The sequence below is a fragment of the Rhizobium sp. BE258 genome (assembly GCF_031457345.1).
In the GTDB taxonomy this organism is placed as follows: Bacteria; Pseudomonadota; Alphaproteobacteria; order Rhizobiales; family Rhizobiaceae; genus Rhizobium.
The window spans coordinates 382912-402848 of record NZ_JAVDWL010000005.1; the positions used below are offsets into that span (position 1 = coordinate 382912).

The 19937-nt window shown below is 60.9% G+C and carries 14 protein-coding genes and 1 pseudogene; 7 read left to right on the forward strand and 8 right to left on the reverse strand.

The features are described 5' to 3' along the window. Positions 1-11: 11 nt before the first annotated feature. From leuB to lpxE, 3 genes are all read left to right on the forward strand, one after another. Positions 12-1124: a 3-isopropylmalate dehydrogenase gene (leuB, locus tag J2X43_RS20145; protein WP_112385966.1), complete on the forward strand. Its 1113-nt coding sequence runs from the start codon at positions 12-14 to the stop codon at positions 1122-1124. Between the two features lie 113 nt (positions 1125-1237). Beyond that, positions 1238-1996, forward strand: coding sequence for a phosphatase PAP2 family protein (locus J2X43_RS20150; RefSeq protein WP_310296568.1), 759 nt, complete (start codon positions 1238-1240; stop codon positions 1994-1996). Between the two features lie 81 nt (positions 1997-2077). After that, entirely contained in the window at positions 2078-2806 is a 729-nt protein-coding gene (lpxE, locus tag J2X43_RS20155) for a lipid A 1-phosphatase LpxE (RefSeq protein WP_112517874.1), read from the forward strand. A 52-nt stretch (positions 2807-2858) separates the two neighbouring features. On the opposite strand, the gene J2X43_RS20160 is transcribed toward lpxE, so the two are convergent. The 5 genes from J2X43_RS20160 to J2X43_RS20180 form a co-directional block, all read right to left on the reverse strand. Beyond that, the gene (locus J2X43_RS20160; protein WP_310296571.1) at positions 2859-4742 is read right to left on the reverse strand and encodes an MFS transporter; all 1884 of its coding nucleotides are present in this window, start codon (positions 4740-4742) and stop codon (positions 2859-2861) included. Positions 4743-4923: 181 nt separating this feature from the next. Continuing rightward, positions 4924-6135: an ABC transporter permease gene (locus tag J2X43_RS20165; protein WP_310296573.1), complete on the reverse strand. Its 1212-nt coding sequence runs from the start codon at positions 6133-6135 to the stop codon at positions 4924-4926. After that, positions 6132-6821: an ATP-binding cassette domain-containing protein gene (locus J2X43_RS20170; protein ID WP_310296575.1), complete on the reverse strand. Its 690-nt coding sequence runs from the start codon at positions 6819-6821 to the stop codon at positions 6132-6134. The genes J2X43_RS20165 and J2X43_RS20170 overlap by 4 nt, the downstream gene beginning before the upstream one ends. Then, positions 6821-7273 carry a hypothetical protein gene (locus tag J2X43_RS20175; RefSeq protein ID WP_112540501.1) on the reverse strand — a complete coding sequence of 151 codons (453 nt, stop codon included), beginning with the start codon at positions 7271-7273 and terminating at the stop codon, positions 6821-6823. Before J2X43_RS20175 ends, J2X43_RS20170 begins: the two co-directional genes overlap by 1 nt. A 78-nt stretch (positions 7274-7351) precedes the next feature. Next, positions 7352-9106 (reverse strand): alkaline phosphatase, encoded by a 1755-nt coding sequence (locus J2X43_RS20180; RefSeq protein ID WP_310296577.1) that lies wholly within the window; start codon positions 9104-9106, stop codon positions 7352-7354. Between the two features lie 117 nt (positions 9107-9223). Between J2X43_RS20180 and J2X43_RS20185 the strand changes: the two are divergent. The 3 genes and pseudogenes from J2X43_RS20185 to J2X43_RS20195 form a co-directional block, all read left to right on the forward strand. Then, positions 9224-9407: pseudogene (locus tag J2X43_RS20185) on the forward strand (hypothetical protein); the annotation flags it as partial. Positions 9408-9517: 110 nt separating this feature from the next. Beyond that, positions 9518-10552: an aspartate-semialdehyde dehydrogenase gene (locus tag J2X43_RS20190; protein ID WP_112385973.1), complete on the forward strand. Its 1035-nt coding sequence runs from the start codon at positions 9518-9520 to the stop codon at positions 10550-10552. Positions 10553-10742: 190 nt separating this feature from the next. After that, positions 10743-11567 (forward strand): lytic murein transglycosylase, encoded by an 825-nt coding sequence (locus J2X43_RS20195; protein WP_310296579.1) that lies wholly within the window; start codon positions 10743-10745, stop codon positions 11565-11567. A 47-nt stretch (positions 11568-11614) separates the two neighbouring features. On the opposite strand, the gene J2X43_RS20200 is transcribed toward J2X43_RS20195, so the two are convergent. From J2X43_RS20200 to pdxY, 3 genes are all read right to left on the reverse strand, one after another. Continuing rightward, positions 11615-13207, reverse strand: a complete 1593-nt coding sequence (locus J2X43_RS20200; protein WP_310296581.1) for a diguanylate cyclase — start codon at positions 13205-13207, stop codon at positions 11615-11617. Between the two features lie 91 nt (positions 13208-13298). Further along, positions 13299-13940, reverse strand: a complete 642-nt coding sequence (locus tag J2X43_RS20205) for a carbonic anhydrase (protein WP_310296584.1) — start codon at positions 13938-13940, stop codon at positions 13299-13301. Positions 13941-14002: 62 nt separating this feature from the next. After that, complete coding sequence (gene pdxY, locus J2X43_RS20210; RefSeq protein WP_310296586.1) at positions 14003-14881, reverse strand: pyridoxal kinase PdxY; 879 nt, start codon at positions 14879-14881, stop codon at positions 14003-14005. Positions 14882-15156: 275 nt separating this feature from the next. Between pdxY and J2X43_RS20215 the strand changes: the two genes are divergently transcribed. After that, positions 15157-19935 (forward strand): NAD-glutamate dehydrogenase, encoded by a 4779-nt coding sequence (locus J2X43_RS20215; protein ID WP_310296588.1) that lies wholly within the window; start codon positions 15157-15159, stop codon positions 19933-19935. Positions 19936-19937: the final 2 nt, after the last annotated feature.

Below are 19937 nucleotides of genomic sequence, written 5' to 3' on the forward strand. Positions count from 1 at the left end.
CGGAGGGTTTCATGACAGCGCGCAATCTCTTCCTGCTGCCGGGCGACGGCATTGGTCCTGAAGCCATGGGCGAAGTCCGCAAGATCATCGCCTACATGAACGAGGAGATGAAATCAGGTTTCGTGACCGACGAAGGCCTCGTCGGCGGCTCGGCCTATGACGCACATGGCCAGGCAATCTCGGAAGCCGACATGCAGAAGGCGCTCGCCGCCGATGCCGTTCTGTTCGGTGCCGTCGGCGGCCCGAAATGGGATGCTGTTCCCTACGAAGTTCGCCCGGAAGCTGGCCTGTTGCGCCTGCGCAAGGATCTGGAACTCTTCGCAAACCTTCGCCCGGCGATCTGCTATCCGGCACTCGCTTCCGCCTCCTCGCTGAAGCCGGAACTGGTCGAAGGCCTCGATATCCTCATCATTCGCGAACTGACAGGCGGCGTCTATTTCGGTGAGCCGAAGGAGATCATCGATCTCGGTAACGGCCAGAAGCGCGGCATCGATACGCAGGTCTACGACACCTACGAAATCGAACGCATTGCCGGCGTCGCCTTCGAAATGGCCCGTACCCGCCAGAACCGCGTCTGCTCCATGGAAAAGCGCAACGTAATGAAGTCTGGCGTGCTCTGGAACCAGGTCGTGACGGCGACACACAAGGAAAAATATTCCGACGTCCAGCTCGACCATATGCTGGCCGATGCCGGCGGCATGCAGCTCGTCCGCGCGCCGAAGCAGTTCGACGTCATCGTCACCGACAACCTGTTCGGCGACATGCTCTCCGACGTTGCCGCCATGCTGACCGGTTCGCTCGGCATGCTGCCGTCGGCTTCGCTCGGCGCGCCTGATGGCAAGACCGGCAAGCGCAAGGCGCTTTACGAGCCGGTTCATGGCTCGGCCCCTGACATTGCCGGCAAGGGCATCGCCAACCCGATCGCCATGATCGCCTCCTTTGCCATGTGCCTGCGTTACTCCTTCAACATGGTCACTGAAGCCGACAACCTCGAAAAAGCGATCGCCAACGTTCTCGACAAGGGCATCCGCACCGGCGACATCATGGCCGACGGCTGCAAGCAGGTCGGCACCATCGAGATGGGCGCGGCAATCCTTGCGGAATTCAAGGCGCTCTCGGCCTGATATTTCACGTGAAACGCTTTTCAAGGCCCTTCGCGCAGCCGCGCGGAGGGTTCTTTCATTGAAGCCGGCGCCTCGTCTCCCTATCTCCCCCGTGCCAACGACGAAGGGACAGAATGAGCGACACCGCCGGACCGAAGCCAGGCTGCAGGGCCTATCTGAAGAAGCGCTACGAAGCGCGGCGCACGATCCACCGGCGGGTTCCCTGGAAGGCCTTCGCGCTCTTCGCCATCAATGCCGTCGCCATCGCCTTCTTCGTTTTCGACCGGCCGCTGGGCCAAGCGGTAAAGAGCCTTTCGCCGCCACTCGTCTCGTTTGCCGGCGACGTCACCGATATCGGCAGGCTCGCCTGGATCCTTGCCGGTCTGCTGACGATCCTGGTTACCAGCTACGTAGTCCGCCGCCGCCTCTGGAAGGTGCGAAGGCGATTCCGCATGGCCTATTTCGGCCAAATGGCCGCCTATGTCGGCCTTTCCGTCATCCTGGCCAGCGCCATCGCCAACCCGCTGAAATTCCTGATCGGCCGCGCCCGGCCGCTGCTTTACGAGCAGGAAGGCATCTTCAGCTTCACGCCCTTCAGCTGGGATTTTCTGCACCAGAGCTTTCCGTCCGGGCATTCGGCCAATATTGGCGCGCTGTTCATGTCTCTGGCGCTGCTCTTTCCGCGCTTCCGGCTGGTGTTCATCGGTATCGGCCTCTGGCTCGGCGCTACACGCGTCATCATCGGTGTCCACTATCCAAGCGACGTCGCCGCCGGATTGGCGCTCGGCGCATGGCTTGCCTTCGCGCTGTCCATTGCTTTCGCGCGTTTCGGCTTCGTCTTCTCATTCGGCCGTGAAGGCTGGCCGATACCGCGGCTCAGCCGTCTGATCTGACCGTCTTCGTAAAAAAACTGTCGCCACCCGATGTTACCGTCGCGCCGTTCTCGATATTGATTTTTGAACGGATCGAATTGGATGCAGGCGATACTTTCTTCGCTCGACAGGCGCTGGCGGCGCAGCACCTGCCGGATGCCGCAACTGCGCTGGCAGACCTGCCTGTTCATCACTTTCAATGCCGTTCTGCTCTCCATGCTGCTGCTGGATGGTCCTGTCGGCGCCGGGCACGTGCCGCCCGCCATGCGCCGCCTCGGCCGTATCCTCACAGATTTCGGCACCTCCGGCTGGATCATCATCACCAGCACCTTCCTGCTCTTCGAAGGCCTCGCAGCACTGCGGGTCGTTAGATCGCTGCGCACCCGCATTCAAGCGCTACAGATGTGCTGGATCGGCGCCTATCTGCTGATCTCCATCGCGCTCTCCGGCATCCTCGCCAACATCCTCAAGCGGGTGATCGGCCGCGCCCGTCCGCAGCATTTCGACGACTACGGGATATTTTCCTTTTCGCCTTTCTCCGGACATGCAGCCTTCGAAAGCTTCCCTTCGGGACATGCGACGACGATCGGTGCCTTCTTCGCCGCGCTATCGCTTCTCTTTCCCCGGTACCGCGTCGTTTTCCTCGCCTGTGCGCTCTGGCTCGGCATGACTCGCGTCATGGTCAGCGCTCACTATCCGAGCGACGTGATTGCCGGACTGGCGCTGGGCGGCTGGTTCTCGTTGATGATCGCCATCGTCTTTTCGCGCTACGGCGTCCTCTTCAAGCTCGCTGACGGCTGGCCCGCTCCGAAACGGCTGCTGCGCGCATAAAAAACCCGGCGCCTTGTGAGCGCCGGGTTCTGTCGTCTCAATCTATCCAATCTTAGTCGGCGTGGATATCGCGGTTCTTGGTTTCCGGCAGGAACAGCAGGCCGATGACCAGCGTGATGCCTGCGAAGACGATCGGATACCAGAGACCGTAGTAGATGTCGCCGGCAGCCGCGCTCATCGCGAAGGCCGTTGCCGGAAGCAGACCGCCGAACCAGCCGTTGCCGATATGGTAGGGCAGCGACATGCCGGTGTAGCGGATACGGGTCGGGAAGAGCTCGACCAGAAGCGCTGCGATCGGGCCGTAGACCATCGTTACGTAGAGCACGAGAACGAAGAGTACGGCGATCGTACCGATCCAGTTGACGCGCGCCGGATCAGCCACCATGGCGAAGGTGCCACCACCAGCGACCGTATAGACCGCCATGTCGGTGACGCCGTTCGCTTCGTCAGCCGTCAGCAGCTTGCCAGCGACCAGCTTGTCGGCAGGCATGGTTTCCTTCTCGCCGGCGCGGATCGTCTCGGCGTTCAGGTTGAGCTCCGGGTTAGCCGCGATAAAAGCATCGAGCTTGGAATCCGGAACCTTGGCGGCACCGCGGTTCAGCGGGTAACCGGCATCGTGAAGCGCAATGTTGGTGCTCTTCTCGAAGGCTGCGGTCATGCCCTTGGCCTTGTCGCCAGCGGCGATGACGTCGAAGCTGGTGATGGTGGCATCGCTGATCTTGACCGTTGCCGGCTGTCCGGCAGGGCCAGGCACCACGTCGTAAGGCACGGAGTTCTTGGTCAGGAACGCCGTTGCCACGTCGCAGGAGCTGGTGAACTTCGACGTACCGGTCGGGTTGAACTGGAACTTGCAATCTGCCGGATCGGCGGTCACCGTTGCGCGGATCGAAGCCTGTGCCTCATAGAGGGCCGGATTGGCCATATAGGTCATCGCCTTGAACAGCGGCTGGTAGGTGATGGCCGCGATCAAGAGACCCGCCATGATGATCGGCTTGCGGCCGATCTTGTCGGACAGCGAGCCGAAGATCACGAAGAACGGCGTTGCCAGAATGAGGGCGATCGCCACCATGATATTGGCCGATTGCAGATCCACCTTCAGAACGTTCTGCAGGAAGAACAGCGAATAGAACTGGCCGCCGTACCAGACGACAGCCTGCCCCATCGTTGCGCCGAGCAGCGCGATGATAGCGATCTTGGCATTCTTCCAGGTGCCGAAGGCTTCCGTCAGCGGCGCCTTCGAACCCTTGCCCTCCGCCTTCATCTTCTGAAAGGCCGGAGATTCGTTCATCTTCAGACGAATCCAGACCGAAACGCCGAGCAGCAGAATGGAAACCAGGAACGGAATGCGCCAGCCCCAGGCCGCGAACGCCGTCGTACCGAGTATCTGCTGCACACCGATAATGACGATCAGCGACAGGAAAAGGCCGAGCGTTGCCGTCGTCTGAATCCAGGATGTGAAGTAGCCGCGTCGGCCATTCGGCGCGTGTTCCGCGACATAGGTCGCAGCACCGCCATATTCACCGCCGAGTGCCAGACCCTGCAGCAGGCGAAGCACGATCAGGATGATCGGAGCCGCGATGCCGATGGTCGCCGCACCCGGAAGGATACCGACGAGGAAGGTCGAGAAACCCATGATCAGGATCGTGACGAGGAAGGTGTATTTGCGTCCGACGAGATCGCCGAGGCGGCCGAAGACCAGAGCGCCGAACGGACGGACCAGGAAGCCTGCCGCGAAGGCAAGAAGCGTGAAGATGTTGCGCGTGGCTTCGGGATACTGGGTGAAGTAGGTGGCGCCGATATAGGTTGCGAGCGCACCATAGAGATAGAAATCATACCATTCGAAGACCGTACCGAGCGACGAGGCGAAGATGACCTTCCTTTCCTCGCCAGTCATCGGACGGGCTTTTGCGCTCTCGGCGCTTGCGATATTTGCCATTGTCTGTCCTCCACAGAATGATGAGCAGCAAGGCGCGTCCCAAACTCTCCTCAAAGTATGCCCCTGGACGCGGCTCACCTGCGAAGAGTGTGGCAGAAAAGAATTCGGATAAAGAGAGCGGCTTTGGGATTATGACTTTAGTCTAACGTGTTTGCACAGCTTCGCGTAGCAGCCTGCATTATCACGCCCTCAGGGCTTCAGCCGGAGATTGCCGGTAGGCCAGAATCGCAGGCAGCGCAGCAAGAATGGCGCCAAATGCAATCAGCAGTCCGGCGAGTATCAGGTCGGCACGCACAAAGCCCACCGGCATGACGATACCGCTGCTGGCGCTGAAGAAACCGGAGAGCAGAGATGCTGCGCAATAGCCCAGCGCAAAACCGCCGGCGATGCCAAGGGCGATCAACGCAAAGAACTCGCCCCAGACAATACCGAAAATGGCCGGGCGCGGCGCGCCGAACGCCCTGAGCGCTCCGATCTGGCGGCGGCGCTGACCGATATGGATGACGGTCACCAGGATCAGCGATGCGGCGACCAGCCCCTGTGCGCCGGATGCCACCGCGACCAGAATACGCTTCGCATCGCCAAGCGTTGCGTAGAGGTTGGTCAGCACTTCGCCCGGAAAGACCGCGACCGTATTGCCGCTGCGATAGTCCTGCCGCAGCTTGTAGGCATCTGCGATCGACTTCGGCTTGACGAGAACGGCGGGCAGGCCGGGCAAGTCGCCGGACCAGCGATCATCAAGCGCGTGGTCATCCGCGTGATCGTGATCTTCATCGGCGGAATCACCGGATTCAAGGCCATGGATATGCCAGACAGCCTGGATCGGCACCAGGATCGCCCGATCCCAGGCGGTCCCCGTCGGCTTCATGCGGCCGGTCACGCGATAGGCGATTTCGGTATGGGTATGACCGCCGGTTTCGACTGAGCCATGCATCGGCTTGATCTCGAATCCGAGCGGCAAGCTGACCGCTGCGCCGACAACGGCTTCGTTCTCCGCGGCAAAGCCACGACCCTCGCTGAACCCGCCGGAGAGATTGTCGGGCAGGGCCAGGCTGGTGCCGGCGATCGGATAGCCGGAAAAGGAATCGCCGAAGCCGATCGGCGAAACCCAGGCGACCCGCGGATCGGCAGTCAGCTTGGAAAGTATTCGACCCGGCATCAGCGGCAAGGGCGAGGGCTGCAGGAAGACGGATGACAGCACAAGCTGAGTCTCGCTGCCGCCAGCGCCGATCACGAGATCGAACCTGTCGGCCGCCCGCGCACTGCCGAGCCGCAACGCCCGCTCCTGCAGGACGACCGCAACGCCGAGCGCTATTGCCAGGGCAACGAGCAGGACCACGACGAGGGAACCCGCCCAGAGGCGACGAAGATCGGCGGCGATGAACCGGATCATGCCGCCACCTCGTTGCTGAAGGCGTCTTCAACGATGCGTCCCGAGGACAGCAACAGGCGGCGGTCCATGCGGCCTGACAGATGCGGATCATGCGACACGACGATTAGCGTGCTGCCTTCCGCAATCGCCAGATCAAGCAGCAGGTCGCCGATGATGCGGCCGGTTTCGGCATCAAGGCTGGCGGTCGGCTCGTCTGCGACGATGACGCCCGGCTTGCGCAAAAGCGCACGCGCGATCGCCACCCGCTGCATCTCGCCGCGCGACATCGTCTCGATGTTCTGATTGGGCCGTGAAAGGCCGGTCCGCATCAGCAGTTCATGCGCACGCAGCACCATCTGAGCATCGGCAACACGCGACAGACGGGCGGGCAATAGAATATTCTCGATGGCCGAAAGCCCTGGAAACAGATGAAAATCCTGCATCACGAGTCCGATGTTACCCGCTCTGAAGCGGTCGCGGTGGCTCTCGGACAAAGCGCAGATATCGTCGCCGTTCCAGCGGACGGATCCGAGCGCCGCACGTTCCAACCCGGTAATGATGTTGACGAAGGTGCTCTTGCCTGAGCCGGAAGCCCCGGTCACCGCAACCCGGCTGCCGGCAGACAGCGCCAGCGCGCCGATCTCAAGCGCCGGTGCGTTGAGTCCGCTGAACGTGACCGACAGATTGCTGATCTCGAGCGCCAGCATCAGACCGCCGAATATTCGGCCTGGCGCAGGCGCAGCAGGCTGACGAAGCCGGTTTCGGGATCGGTCCACGAGCCGTATTCCAGAATGCCGCGCACTTCGATCGTCTGGCTAGGCTGCACGAAGGTCTGCTTCTCGTCGAGATAGACGACGGCGATATTGTCGGGCCAGTCGGCATCGGACGAGCAGAATGGGCAGAGCGACATCGGAATTTCCGTCAGCACGAAAAACTGCGCTTCCGCTTTCAACGGCGGCGCCATGAAGCCGCGCATGCTGATTTGCCTGCCGGCGAGCGCCTTCACCTTCTCGGAAAATTCGAGGCCGAGAACGCCGAATTTCCCATAGAGCTCATCGAAGCTCAGCGTTGCGTCGGCAGCTTCGACACATCTTGCAGACGTCAGCACCGGCAATGCCATCATCATACCGAAAAGGCTCCGGCGTGTGATCCTATGCATATCAAACTCCTTGCAAGTTCCCGGCCGCAGATCGGCGGCCGGGAAGATTACGCGGAAGAGGCGGTTCACCGCGCTCCGTCAGTTGGTCTGTTTGACACCGAGCGCAAAAGCGTCGGCGAGTACCTTGTAGACATCGCTCTGCTCCATATAGCCGCGGAAACCTTCCGAGCCCGGACCATCCGACTGCAGGACGACGTCATCGACGGCGTGAACGCCGCTGTCGCCGCTCTTCGGAATGTTGCCCTGAACGAAGACGGCACCGGGAACATCCTTGTATTGTTCGTTGGCGACATATTCCTTCTTTTCGTTCTGCACGGCAGGAACGAACGGACCGTCGAGCTTCGGGCGGAACGTCTCGTAATGGTCGGGGCCGTTATTGGCACTGAGGAAGAGGCGGCGCGTGACGTCGATCTTGTCGGGATAGCCGTCGCCGTTGTCGTCGGTATAATTCGGGAAGCCCGCTTCGGCATAGGTGCCTACCTTTTCGCGCATCTCCGTGCCCGGCTTTTCGTCATCGACAGTACCGATGATCGAAACGCCATGGGTGTGGTCGCCGGTGACGACGATCAGCGTATCGGGATGGGCCTTCTGGAATTCGCGGGCAAGGCCGACGACCTTGTCGAATTCGATTGTGTCAACGACGGCGCGGTCCCAATCGAGCGGATGGGACATCTTGTCGATCGACGAACCCTCGACCATCAGGAAGAAACCGTCGGGGTTCTTGGACAGGCGATCGAGCGCGACCGTTGCCATCTCGACGAGACCCGGCTGGTTCGGGAATTTCTCGACAGTGCCCTTTTTCAGAAATTCGCGATCGAGCGTGACGTCCATGTTGCCGGTATGGAAGAGGCCGAGAAGGTTGCCTTCAGCCGATGCGTTGGCTGCAAGCTCGTTCTTGTCGATGGCAAGCTTGTAGCCGGCGTCCTGGAAGAGCTTGATGTAGTCCTTGTCATCCTTGCGCTTGGAGCCCGGAACGTCCTTTCCGAGGAAGTAGGCAGAACCGCCGCCGAGGACGACTTCCGGCTTCACGTCGAGAAGCATCCCGACGATATCGGCCTTGTCGTTGCGATTGCGCGTGTGGGAGACAACGGCAGCCGGTGTGGCGTCCTCGATTTCGGCGGTCGCGACAATGCCGATCGACTTCTTGGTCTGGCGGCGGATCGCTTCCGCAATCGTCTCGACGCGCGGGTCGTCGAGCGAGTCGGGCGTGCGGTCTGCATAGACGCCGATCGCGTTGACGGCTGTCTTGTGGCCCGTCATGTAGGCCGACATGGTATTGGCGGAGTCGGTGGCGACAGCGTTGGTTGCCGATGTGCCGATGAAAGCTGCCGGCGGCACATCGTCCATGTTGAGGCGGCCATTTGCTTTGCCTTCGGTCATACCCTTAGACATGATGCGGGCAGCGGTGCGATGCGCAACGGACAGGCCGTCGCCGATCAGGAAGATGACGTTCTTGGCCTTCGGTACATCACCGGTGCCATAGACGTTCCAGGTAACCGACTTCTTCTCGTCGCCGGCCGACACTTCGACCTTGTAGTCGCCTGCCGCAGCGATCGTCAGCCCGCGCAGGATCACGGCCGAGCCGAGCGCCTTGTCTTCCTTGCCCTTTTCCAGTTCCACAAACTTGGCCTCGCCCCCGAGAACCGTCTTGTAGTCCTGACCGTTGACCGTGATCTTCACGTCCTCGGGCTTTACCTGCTTGCTGAGCTCAACCTTGAAGTCAAATGGCGAACCGGCAAGAATCGTTGCGCGATCAAGCGGATAAACCGTGGTCGCCTGCGCGGCACCGGCAAGAATCGTCGTGGCCGCCAGAGCGGCAAAAATCATACGCATGGAAAACCCCCGTTTTCGTTGCAGTAAATGAACAACGGGCCGGAGATAGCCTTGGGGGATGACATGTCGATGACACCGGTATGACAATCTGCCGCACCGGCACCAGGCGCCGCCCGCAGGCGCAAAAACCTTGACTCCTGTGGAAAACGTTTTATGAGCAACGGCGGAAAAGGAATTATCCATGGTTCGCTTCGAACACGCCATTGCTGCATGCAATGACCGGGCACTGAGTGCCGGGGTGGATATTGCCGTTCCGGTTTCTTCCAAAACCAAGGCCAAAACGACGACGAAAACCGTCTGACGTCTCTGGCCTGCCGCTCTCTCCCCGGCTCGGCTGGGGACAGGAAGCCGCGATGATTTCGCGCTTTCCCCCTCACCGGACAAGAGGAGAGAAGAGAAAGAGAGCTGAAAATGGGTTTCAAAGTAGCAGTCGCGGGAGCAACCGGAAATGTCGGCCGGGAAATGCTCAACATCCTCTCCGAGCGTGGCTTTCCGGCTGACGAAGTCGTAGCACTTGCCTCCTCGCGTTCGCAGGGCACGGAAGTGTCCTACGGCGACAAGACGCTGAAGGTCTTCAATCTCGAGAACTACGATTTCTCCGACACCGACATCTGCCTGATGTCTGCCGGCGGCGAAGTCTCCAAGAAGTGGTCGCCGAAGATCGGCCAGCAGGGCTGCGTCGTCATCGATAACTCGTCGGCCTGGCGCTACGATCAGGACGTGCCGCTGATCGTGCCGGAAGTGAACCCGGACGCCATCACCCAGTTCACCAAGCGCAACATCATTGCCAATCCGAATTGCTCGACCGCCCAGCTCGTGGTCGCGCTGAAGCCGCTACATGATTTCGCCAAGATCAAGCGCGTCGTCGTTTCGACCTACCAGTCGGTCTCCGGCGCCGGCAAGGACGGCATGGACGAGCTCTTTAACCAGACGCGCGCAGTCTTTGTTGCCGATCCGATCGAGAACAAGAAGTTCACCAAGCGCATCGCCTTCAACGTCATTCCACATATCGATAGCTTCATGGAAGACGGCTATACGAAGGAAGAGTGGAAGGTTCTGGCCGAAACCAAGAAGATGCTCGACCCGAAGATCAAGGTCACCTGCACCGCAGTTCGCGTGCCTGTCTTCATCGGCCATTCGGAATCGGTCAACATCGAATTCGAAAACGAAATCACCGCCGATCAGGCCCGCGACATCCTGCGCGATGCACCGGGCTGCCTCGTCATCGACAAGCATGAGAACGGCGGCTACATCACGCCTTACGAATCTGCCGGTGAAGACGCCACCTTCATCTCGCGTATCCGCGAAGATGCGACGGTCGAAAACGGTCTCAACATGTGGGTCGTTTCCGACAACCTGCGCAAGGGTGCCGCGCTGAACGCCATTCAGATTGCCGAGCTTCTCGTCAATCGTGGCCTCATCAAGCCGCGCAAGCAGGCCGCCTGATACCGAATATTAACCATAGCTTGCTATCAGCCTCGCATGTCGCCAGACTTGCGGGGCTTTCTTTGAACCAGCCAGGCGGCAATCGTGCGGCAGAGAGCCAATCTCGCCAAAAGGTGATCGTGACAAAATCACCCTTGGCTGGCATTCTGCCCGGCATTCCAGCGACTGCAGATCGAGATCGGGGTTTCTCATGCGCATGACAAAATTCTTGGTGGCGGCCATCGCGGCGGTGGGCGCTTTCCATGCAGTTCCGGCGGCGGCCAACGCCGCGCAATGCGGCAATAATGGCGCCGGCTTCGATGCCTGGGTGCAGCAATTCAAGCAGGAAGCTGCAGCACAGGGCGTCAGCCAGTCGGTTCTGAGCCGTGCATTCGCCAACGTCGCCTACAATCGTCCGACGATTGCCGCCGACCGCGGCCAAAAGAGCTTCAAGCTGTCCTTCGACGCCTTCATGCAGAAGCGTGGCGGCGCGGCGATCATTTCCCGCGGTAAGGGCATGAAGCGCTCCAACCAGGCTCTCTTCACCTCGATCGAGCGCCGCTACGGCGTGCCGGCCGGCCCGCTGATCGCGATCTGGGGCATGGAAACCGGCTTCGGCAGCTATATGGGCACGCAGCACACGCTGTCAGCCGTTTCGACGCTGGCCTACGACTGCCGCCGTTCGGACTATTTCACCGACCAGCTCTATGCTGCCCTACAGCTCGTCTCTGAAGGCTATCTCAGCCCGCAGGCGCGCGGCGCCGCACATGGCGAGATCGGTCAGACGCAGTTCCTGCCGCGCAATGTCGTCCGCTTCGGTGCCGATGGCGATGGCGATGGCCGTGTCGACATGGTCGGTTCACGCGCCGACGCGCTGGCCTCGACCGCAAACTTCCTGAAGGGTCACGGCTGGCGCGCAGGTGCCGGTTACCAGCCGGGCGAACCGAATTTCGTCGCTATCCAGGGCTGGAACGCGGCAACCGTCTACCAGCAGGCGATCGCCTATATCGGCCAGCAGATCGACGGCGGCCAGTAAGCCACCCATTTGCAATTGAATTGAAGGCGCCGCTTGCGGCGCCTTTTTCATTTGGCCTCGGCTTTGACCGCGGTGGCCTGCGGCACCAGCGGACCCGAGACGACACGGTTACGTCCGGACGCCTTGGCTGCATAGAGCGCCATATCGGCGCGCTTGACGAGATCTTCGAAATTGTGCGTGCCGCCGCCAAGCGTCCGGCCGGCGCAGCCGAAGCTCGCGGTCACCGAAAGACATTCGCCGCCAGGAAGATCGACCATCGCAGCCTCGATGGCGGCGCGAACGCCCTCGGCAATATCTGCTGCCTCATCCGGCGACGCATCGGGCAGCAAGGCCAGAAACTCCTCACCGCCATGCCGGACCAGCAGGTCGAAGCTGCGAAAATGCTGCTTGGCCGTTGCCGCGACATGGCGAAGCACGATGTCACCGGCATCATGCCCATGGATATCGTTGATCTTCTTGAAGTGATCGAGATCGAAAAGCACGACGGAGATCCAGCGCGAACCGCTTTCCGCCTGGGCAAAGAGCGCTGCGGCAGCCGCCTCGAAGCCACGGCGATTGTAGAGACCTGTCAGGAGATCCGTCTGCGCAGCGCTTCTGAGTTCGCCAACCAGCGCCTCGCGCTCGCGTGACAGGCGCGAGATCATCCTCAGGCCCTTGGTCGCCAACGTGGCAACAATGCCAGCAAGAACCAGCAGACCGCCGCAGAGAACAAGAACCAGCGTCATGTGAAGATGCGAACGCTTGGCGAGCGCCTCTCCGGTGCGGTGGATATCCGCAGCGGCTTCGCCGATCTTTCCCTTGAGAAAATCGATGCGTTCCGCCTGCGCGCGCGACCACTCGTCGCGAACGGCAGCATGCGGACGAGCTTCCCGCGTCAATATCGCGTCGGTCACGGCATCGGCACGAACCTGCGCTGGGCTCTTCAGATATTCCATGATCGCCGCAACCAGCGGCGACGAGCTGTGAAACACCATATGGTCCATGCCCGCCGCCTGCATGGTTCTGCCCTGCATGAAGAGGTCGCTGGAGCGAAGGCTGTAATTGTGTTCGTTGAGGTAGCGCGTGCCGAGTGAGGTGATCAACCGCTCGGCATAATAGGTAAGCAGCACGCCCATCAACTCGTTCGACTTTCCGAGCAGCACTGGATCCTGGATGAGTGGTGAAAGCGCATCGACGACGTCGAGCTGTTTCATCGCTGCCTGCCAATAGACATAGACAGGATCGCTCCCGGCATAGAACCCGCGATCGACCGCCGCGCGGATAGAGACGATGCGGCTATAAGCCAGCGCGAGATCGGAAAGCTCAGCCCCCAGGTTTCCGTCAAGCTGGTCGACCGGCGGCAGGCTACCTTTGAACTTCTGACGTTCGCTGTCGAGCTGCTGGCGGCTCTGCTGCATCGCTGCAGCGGTTTCGCTGCCTGGATGAGCGAGATACTGTCGCGTCGCGACGATCTCACCCAAAATTTCTGTCGCCGCAATCGTGCCGCCGCGCGCCAGCACGTCGGCGAAGCGGTAGTCCTTCTCAAGTGACAGATATTGATGAAATGACGAACGGACAACCAGAACGCCTTCGGCGATCATGAACATGAACGGCAGCAGGATTGCCGCCAGAATGATCTTGCTGGTTGTCTCAAATTTCATCGAAGGCCGCCGTAAGCCGGTGGTTGAGGGTGCCTGTCGATGAAATCTTAACGGGATTCCTTAAAGAACCCATAAACCTATAGGCTAAGGCCTATGCTTCCGGACGGATAAAATCCCGGCTTTCCGCATCCATGACCCACAGTTCGCCGGTCGAGATATCGAACCAGGCGCCGTGCAAGGCAATCTTGCCTTCCTTCTCGAGGGCTTTGACCTCGGGGAAAGTCCGCAGATTGTTGATCGAGTTGCGGATCGATACACGCTCCAGCGCCGTCTGCCGCTCGGTCTGGGTCATGATATCATTGCTGCCGATCTGTTCGGCAGCGTCCTTCACCAGCGACATCCAGCGGCCGATGAAGTCACCCTGAGACAGCGGCTCAGCGCTGGGATCGAGGGCAGCTCGAATGCCCCCGCAACGGCCATGCCCCATCACCACGATGTCGGTCACCTTCAGCGCCTGCACGGCGAATTCCAGCGCCGCGGATGTGGCGTGAAAATGCCCGTCGGGCTCATAAGGCGGAACGAGATTGGCGACGTTGCGGATGACGAAGAGCTCGCCCGGACCGGCATCGAAGATCAACTCCGGTGCCGCGCGGGAGTCGCAACAGGCAATGACGAGTGTCGTCGGGTTCTGGCCGTTTTCCGCAAGTGTCTTGTAACGGTCGCGCGCATCGGCGTAGCGCCCGCTCATGAAGTTGCGATAACCGTCCAGAAGTGTTCCAGGAAAACGCTGCATAGGATTTCGATTAACGCTTGGTGCGCAGAAGATCAACTGCTGCAGTGCAAAATGAGTCGTTGCTATTTCTTGCGCCGCTGTGCCGGATGCAGCAAATGGCGCATCTGCACCATTGCCATCGGCGTTGCGAGGCTCGATGCGTCGCTCGCCAGCGTCAACTCGTCGCTGCCGCGCTTGACCGCCCGCGCCAGAACTTCATAGACGCTGGCCGTTGCCAGCTGCAGCGCCTTTTCATCGTCCATGCCGGAAAGCAGCCGCGACAGGAAAAGAGCCGCAAGAAGATCGCCGAGCCCGTTCGGTGGATTATCGATGAGCCTGTGCTCGGCCAGCAGCGCATGCCGGCCCGAGAGATAGAGGTTGCCGGTCCCACCCGTCATCATCGGCACCGCCGACGTGACCAGCATTCGCGACGGACCGAGCGATAGCGCTGCCTCCATCACCGCCGTGTTGTCATCGAGCGGCGCGCCGGCCATCCAGGCAAGCTCGTAACGGTTCGGCGTTGCCAAAGACGCCAGCGGGATCAGGTGATCGCGGATTGCTTCGGCTGTCGCCTGTGGAACGTAGAGACCGCCGAGATCGCCCATCACCGGATCGCAGACATAGAGCAGATCGGGATTGTCCTGGCGCAGTGCGCCGATCAGCCGGGCGACGGATTTGGCCTGTGCGGCATTGCCGAAATAGCCTGTCAGCACCGCCTTCACTTCGCCAATCCAGGGCGCCCTGATCAGGTCGTCGATCGCCGCATCGAAATCGGCCTCGGCAAATGTCAGCCGCGTCGAGCGCCCGTGACCGGGATGCCATGGAAGCACGACCGTCGGCAGGGCCCAGACCTGGTGTCCCAGCGTCTCCAGCGCAAAGACGGCGGCACGGTTGCCGACCGAACCACGCACGACATGGCTTGAAATGACGATGACCGTTCCGGCGGTGGTATTTTCTGGCATGGTGATAGCCCTGAACCTGATGCGCAGTTGATCCACTTTTTACGCCATGCCTGTCAACCATTGTTCATCTCTGCGTGGAAAGGTCGCGAAGCAGCAGTCCAAAGTCGGCCGCAAACAATATTAGTCGAACCGAATAGGCGGAGATTCTTCCGAATTCTGACAAAAACAGGGGCCAGAACGAACGAAAGCTGCCATCAAGCGGCCTCTTTTAGAGATTTTTTCGGCAAATCTTCTGATATTTTGCACCAAATCGAACAGATCGGGGAACATCTGAAATGGCCGCCAGACACAATCCGAAACGCGAGAAACAGATCGAGAGCGCAAAAAAGATTGCTGCCGCAACCGGCGACAAGCATCTGCAGCCCGAAATTCTGTTCGGCCGCGCCAGCGGGGATGATCTCGATCTCTATACGCCCGAAATGCTCGCTCTCTCCGCCATCCACTCGGCACGCGAGTTGAAGGCGTGGAACGGCAAGACACCCCGCGTCAGCATCGAGACAGTAGCCGACGTCGAGCCGTCAGGCGTTCCGGTCTCCATTCTGACGGTCACCGACCACAACATGCCATTTCTCTACGAATCGGTCATGGGCGAGGTCACCAGCACCTATCGCGACCTCTACATGGCGGTGCATCCAATTCTGGTGCTGGAAGACGGCAAGGAGCCGGGGCTTTATTCCGCCGACGAGCCAAGTGATCCGGCCTCGCGCGTCAGCCACATCCAGATTCACCTTTCACCGCTGACATCGGCGCAGTCCTCCGATCTGCAGAAGCGCATCAAGACCGTTCTCGAACAGGTGCAGCAGGCGGTTTCCGACTGGAAACCGATGCTCTCGAAGCTCGATACTGCCATCGACGAACTCCGGGAATATAGCGCCAGCCGCAAGAAAGCCGATCGCGACGAAGCGCTCGCCTTTCTGACATGGCTGCGCGACGAGAACTTCACCTTCCTCGGCATGCGCGAATACGTCTATTCGGGCAAGGGCGCCGGCGCCAAGGTGGAGCGCGACAAGGGTACCGGCCTCGGCATTCTCTCCAATCCAGACGTTCTGGTTCTGCGCACCGGCAAGGACGCGGTGACGACCACGCCCGAGATCCTAGCCTTCCTTGATGGCCCGGAATTTCTGATCGTCACCAAGGCCAACGTCAAATCGGTCGTCCACCGCCGCGCCTATATGGATTACGTCGGCGTCAAGCGCTTCGACAAGAATGGCAATGTCACCGGCGAGCTGCGTATCGTCGGCCTGTTCACCTCGACAGCCTACACATCCTGGGCGTCGGAAATCCCGCTGCTGCGATCGAAGATCGCCAAGGTGAAAGAGCATTTCGGCTTCGATCCGATGAGCCATTCCGGCCGCATGCTTGACAACACACTGGAATCCTACCCGCGCGACGATCTCTTCCAGATCGATACGACGCTGCTGTCGAGCTTTGCCGAGCAGATCAACGACCTCGCTGACCGGCCGCGTGTCCGCGTTCTGCCGCGCATCGACCATTTCGACCGTTTCGTCTCCGTCATCGTCTACGTCCCGCGCGAGGAATATGACTCGATCGTCCGCGAGAAGATCGGCACCTATCTGAAGACCATCTATGACGGCCGGGTCTCTGCTTATTATCCGGCTTTCCCGGAAGGCGGCGTGGCACGCGTCCATTTCATCATCGGCCGCTCCGGCGGCAAGACGCCACGCATTCCGCAGGCAAAGCTGGAAGAGGCCATCCGGGCGATCACCGCCCGCTGGGACAACCGCTTCGAAATGCTGGCGGGACCGAAGGCACCGAAAATCGGCGTCAGCAATGCCTTCCAGGAAGCTTTCACGCCTGACGAAGCGGCTGGTGACCTTGCCGATATCACCGCTTGCGCGGGCGGCGAGCCGATCCGCATAGAATTCTACCACCGCAACGACGAAGAACGCGGCCGTATCCTGTCGCTGAAGATCTTCCACTGCGGCGAGCAGCTGCCGTTGTCCCGCCGTGTGCCGCTTCTTGAAAATCTCGGCTTCAACGTCCTCAGCGAACGCACCTTCGACATCGAAGTACCGGCTGCCGACGGCGCGATCAACATCGTCGTCCTGCACGACATGGAGCTCGAGGCCCGCAGCGGCAACGCGATCGACCTGTCGCGCTTTGGCGCGGCGCTGGAAGAAGCTTTCGTCGCCGCCTTCAACGGCACCATCGACAATGACAGCTTCAACCGGCTGATCCTCTCCGCCGGGCTTTCGGCACGGGAAACCAATGTGCTGCGCGCCTATTCGCGCTACCTGCGCCAGGCGGGTATCGCCTATTCGCAGGATTACATCGCAGCGACGCTCGACAAATATCCCGACATCGCCGCCGCCACGTTCCGTCTCTTCCATGAAGCAATGGACCCGGCGCTGGGCGAGAAGCCGCGTCTCAAGAAGCTGGGCGATCTGCATCAGTCGATCGAAGCATCGCTGGCCGATGTCCCAAGCCTTGACGACGACCGTATCCTGCGCCGCTATATCAACGTCGTCGATGCGACGCTGCGCACCAACTATTTCCAGCGCAACGACGATGGATCGCCGAAAGCGATGCTCGCGTTCAAGCTCGATCCGCATCTCGTCGACGGCTTGCCGCAGCCGTTGCCCTTCCGCGAAGTCTTCGCCTATGGCGTCGAGGTCGAAGGCGTCCATCTGCGCTTCGGCAAGGTCGCCCGTGGCGGTCTCCGCTGGTCGGACCGCGCCGAAGACTACCGCACCGAAGTGCTCGGCCTGGTGAAGGCCCAGCAGGTCAAGAACGCCGTCATCGTTCCCGTCGGCGCCAAGGGCGGCTTCTATCCGAAGAAACTGCCTGCAGGTGGCACGCGCGACGAGATCTTCAACGCGGGGCGCGAAGCCTACAAGACCTATATCCGCACGCTGCTGTCGATCACCGACAACATCTCGGGCGCCGACATCGTGCCGCCGGCCAAGACCGTGCGCATCGACGGCGATGATCCCTATTTCGTCGTCGCCGCCGACAAGGGCACAGCCACCTTCTCCGATACCGCCAACGCGCTGGCGCAGGAGGCCGGCTTCTGGCTCGACGACGCCTTTGCGTCGGGCGGTTCGGCCGGCTACGACCACAAGAAGATGGGCATTACCGCTCGCGGCGCCTGGGAAACCGTCAAGCGCCACTTCCGCGAGATGGATATCGACATCCAGACGACGCCCTTTACCGTTGCCGGCGTCGGCGACATGTCCGGCGACGTCTTCGGCAACGGCATGCTGCTCTCGCCGAAAATTCGCCTGCTCGCCGCCTTCGACCATCGCGATATCTTCATCGATCCGGATCCGGATATGGACAAGACGTTGGCCGAACGCCAGCGGCTCTTCAATCTCGCGCGCTCCAGCTGGCAGGACTTCGACAAGTCGGTGCTCTCCAAGGGTGCAATGATCATTTCGCGCGCCGCGAAGTCCGTGACGCTGACCGCAGAGGCGGCTACCGCAATCGGCATCGACAAGACCGTCGCGACACCGTTCGAGATCATGACGGCCATCCTGAAGAGCCCGGTCGATCTGCTGTGGTTCGGCGGCATTGGCACCTATGTGAAGGCCGCGGCTGAAACCGATACGGAAGTCGGCGACCGCGCCAACGACCCGATCCGCATCATTGCCGACGATGTCCGCGCTAAGGTCATCGGCGAGGGCGCCAATCTCGGCGTCACCCAGAAGGGCCGCATCGCCTACGGCATGAAGGGTGGCCGCAGCAATTCCGACGCGATCGACAACTCCGCCGGCGTCAACACCTCGGACGTCGAGGTCAACATCAAGATCGCGCTGGCAAATGCCATGCATGACGGCCGCCTGACGCGCCCGAAGCGCGACCAGCTGCTGTCATCGATGACCGATGAAGTCGCAAGCCTCGTTCTGCGCAACAACTATCTCCAGTCGCTGGCGATCTCGTTGACGGAACGCAAGGGAACCGGCAACGGCTTGGAGCTCGCCCGCTTCATGACCGTGCTCGAATCCGCAAAGCAGCTGAACCGCAAGGTGGAGACGCTGCCTGACGACGCGACGCTTGCCGAGCGTTATGCGGCCAACAAGCCGCTAACCCGTCCGGAAATCGGCGTTCTGCTGTCCTACGCCAAAATCGTTCTCTTCGACGCCCTGATCATCAGCGATCTGCCCGATGATCCCTACTTTGCCTCGACGCTGTCGAACTACTTCCCGGCGAAGATGCAGAAGACCAACGGCTCCGACATCACCAGCCACCGGCTGAAGCGTGAAATCGTCGCCACCGTGCTCGCCAACGAGGCAATCAATCGCGGCGGCCCGGCCTTTGCCGTCAGCATGGTCGATGCGACAGCCGCTTCTGCGGCCGAAGTCGTCCGCGCTGCAATCATCGCCCGCGACGGTTTCGACCTCAACCGCCTCTGGAGCGAAACGGACGCGCTTGATGGCAAGATTTCCGGCCAGACGCAGAACCGCGTCTACGACGAAATCAGCCAGAGCTTCACGGTCCTGACGCGGTTGATGCTGAAAACGGGCATGGCCAAGGGCGATATCGCCGAAACCGTTAGCCGGCTGCAGGCCGCCCTCAAGAAACTGAAGCCGTCTTTCCCGGCACAGGCTCCTGTCGAATTCGAAGCACGCCAGACGGAGTATCAGGAAGCAGGTCTTCCGGAGAAACTGGCAGCCGACATTACCGGCCTGCCGGGTTTTGCGCTCGTGCCTGAGATCATGCAGATTGCCGAGCGCACCGGCGAGCCTCTAGCACGTGCTGCGGAAAGCTACTTTGCCGTCTCGCAGACCTTCCGGATCGGCAGGCTCCTTGCTGCGGGCGGGCGCATCGTCACCTCGGACCACTATGAAAATCTGGCACTTGCGCGCAGCATCGACCAGATCGCCAGCGCCCGTCGCGACATCGTCATCTCCGCACTCTCGGATCACGGCAAGGAAAAGCTGCCGGTTCAGGCATGGCATGCGGTCGATCGCATCAGGATCAATCGCATCACCGAGGAACTCTCCAGTCTCAGCGATAGCGGCGAGCCGAATCTCGCCCGCATCACCGTCGCCGCGGGCCTTCTGACCGATCTTGCGCGCGACCGGACGAGGTGACA

Bases quoted from the DNA above. Each gene is read 5' to 3' on its own strand.
- pdxY (WP_310296586.1), bottom strand. From the start codon at position 14,881: ATGCCAGAAAATACCACCGCCGGAACGGTCATCGTCATTTCAAGCCAT.
- J2X43_RS20200 (WP_310296581.1), bottom strand. From the start codon at position 13,207: ATGAAATTTGAGACAACCAGCAAGATCATTCTGGCGGCAATCCTGCTG.
- J2X43_RS20190 (WP_112385973.1), top strand. From the start codon at position 9,518: ATGGGTTTCAAAGTAGCAGTCGCGGGAGCAACCGGAAATGTCGGCCGG.
- J2X43_RS20205 (WP_310296584.1), bottom strand. From the start codon at position 13,940: ATGCAGCGTTTTCCTGGAACACTTCTGGACGGTTATCGCAACTTCATG.
- J2X43_RS20170 (WP_310296575.1), bottom strand. From the start codon at position 6,821: ATGCTGGCGCTCGAGATCAGCAATCTGTCGGTCACGTTCAGCGGACTC.
- J2X43_RS20175 (WP_112540501.1), bottom strand. From the start codon at position 7,273: ATGCATAGGATCACACGCCGGAGCCTTTTCGGTATGATGATGGCATTG.
- lpxE (WP_112517874.1), top strand. From the start codon at position 2,078: ATGCAGGCGATACTTTCTTCGCTCGACAGGCGCTGGCGGCGCAGCACC.
- J2X43_RS20195 (WP_310296579.1), top strand. From the start codon at position 10,743: ATGCGCATGACAAAATTCTTGGTGGCGGCCATCGCGGCGGTGGGCGCT.
- J2X43_RS20160 (WP_310296571.1), bottom strand. From the start codon at position 4,742: ATGGCAAATATCGCAAGCGCCGAGAGCGCAAAAGCCCGTCCGATGACT.
- J2X43_RS20180 (WP_310296577.1), bottom strand. From the start codon at position 9,106: ATGCGTATGATTTTTGCCGCTCTGGCGGCCACGACGATTCTTGCCGGT.
- J2X43_RS20150 (WP_310296568.1), top strand. From the start codon at position 1,238: ATGAGCGACACCGCCGGACCGAAGCCAGGCTGCAGGGCCTATCTGAAG.
- leuB (WP_112385966.1), top strand. From the start codon at position 12: ATGACAGCGCGCAATCTCTTCCTGCTGCCGGGCGACGGCATTGGTCCT.
- J2X43_RS20165 (WP_310296573.1), bottom strand. From the start codon at position 6,135: ATGATCCGGTTCATCGCCGCCGATCTTCGTCGCCTCTGGGCGGGTTCC.
- J2X43_RS20215 (WP_310296588.1), top strand. From the start codon at position 15,157: ATGGCCGCCAGACACAATCCGAAACGCGAGAAACAGATCGAGAGCGCA.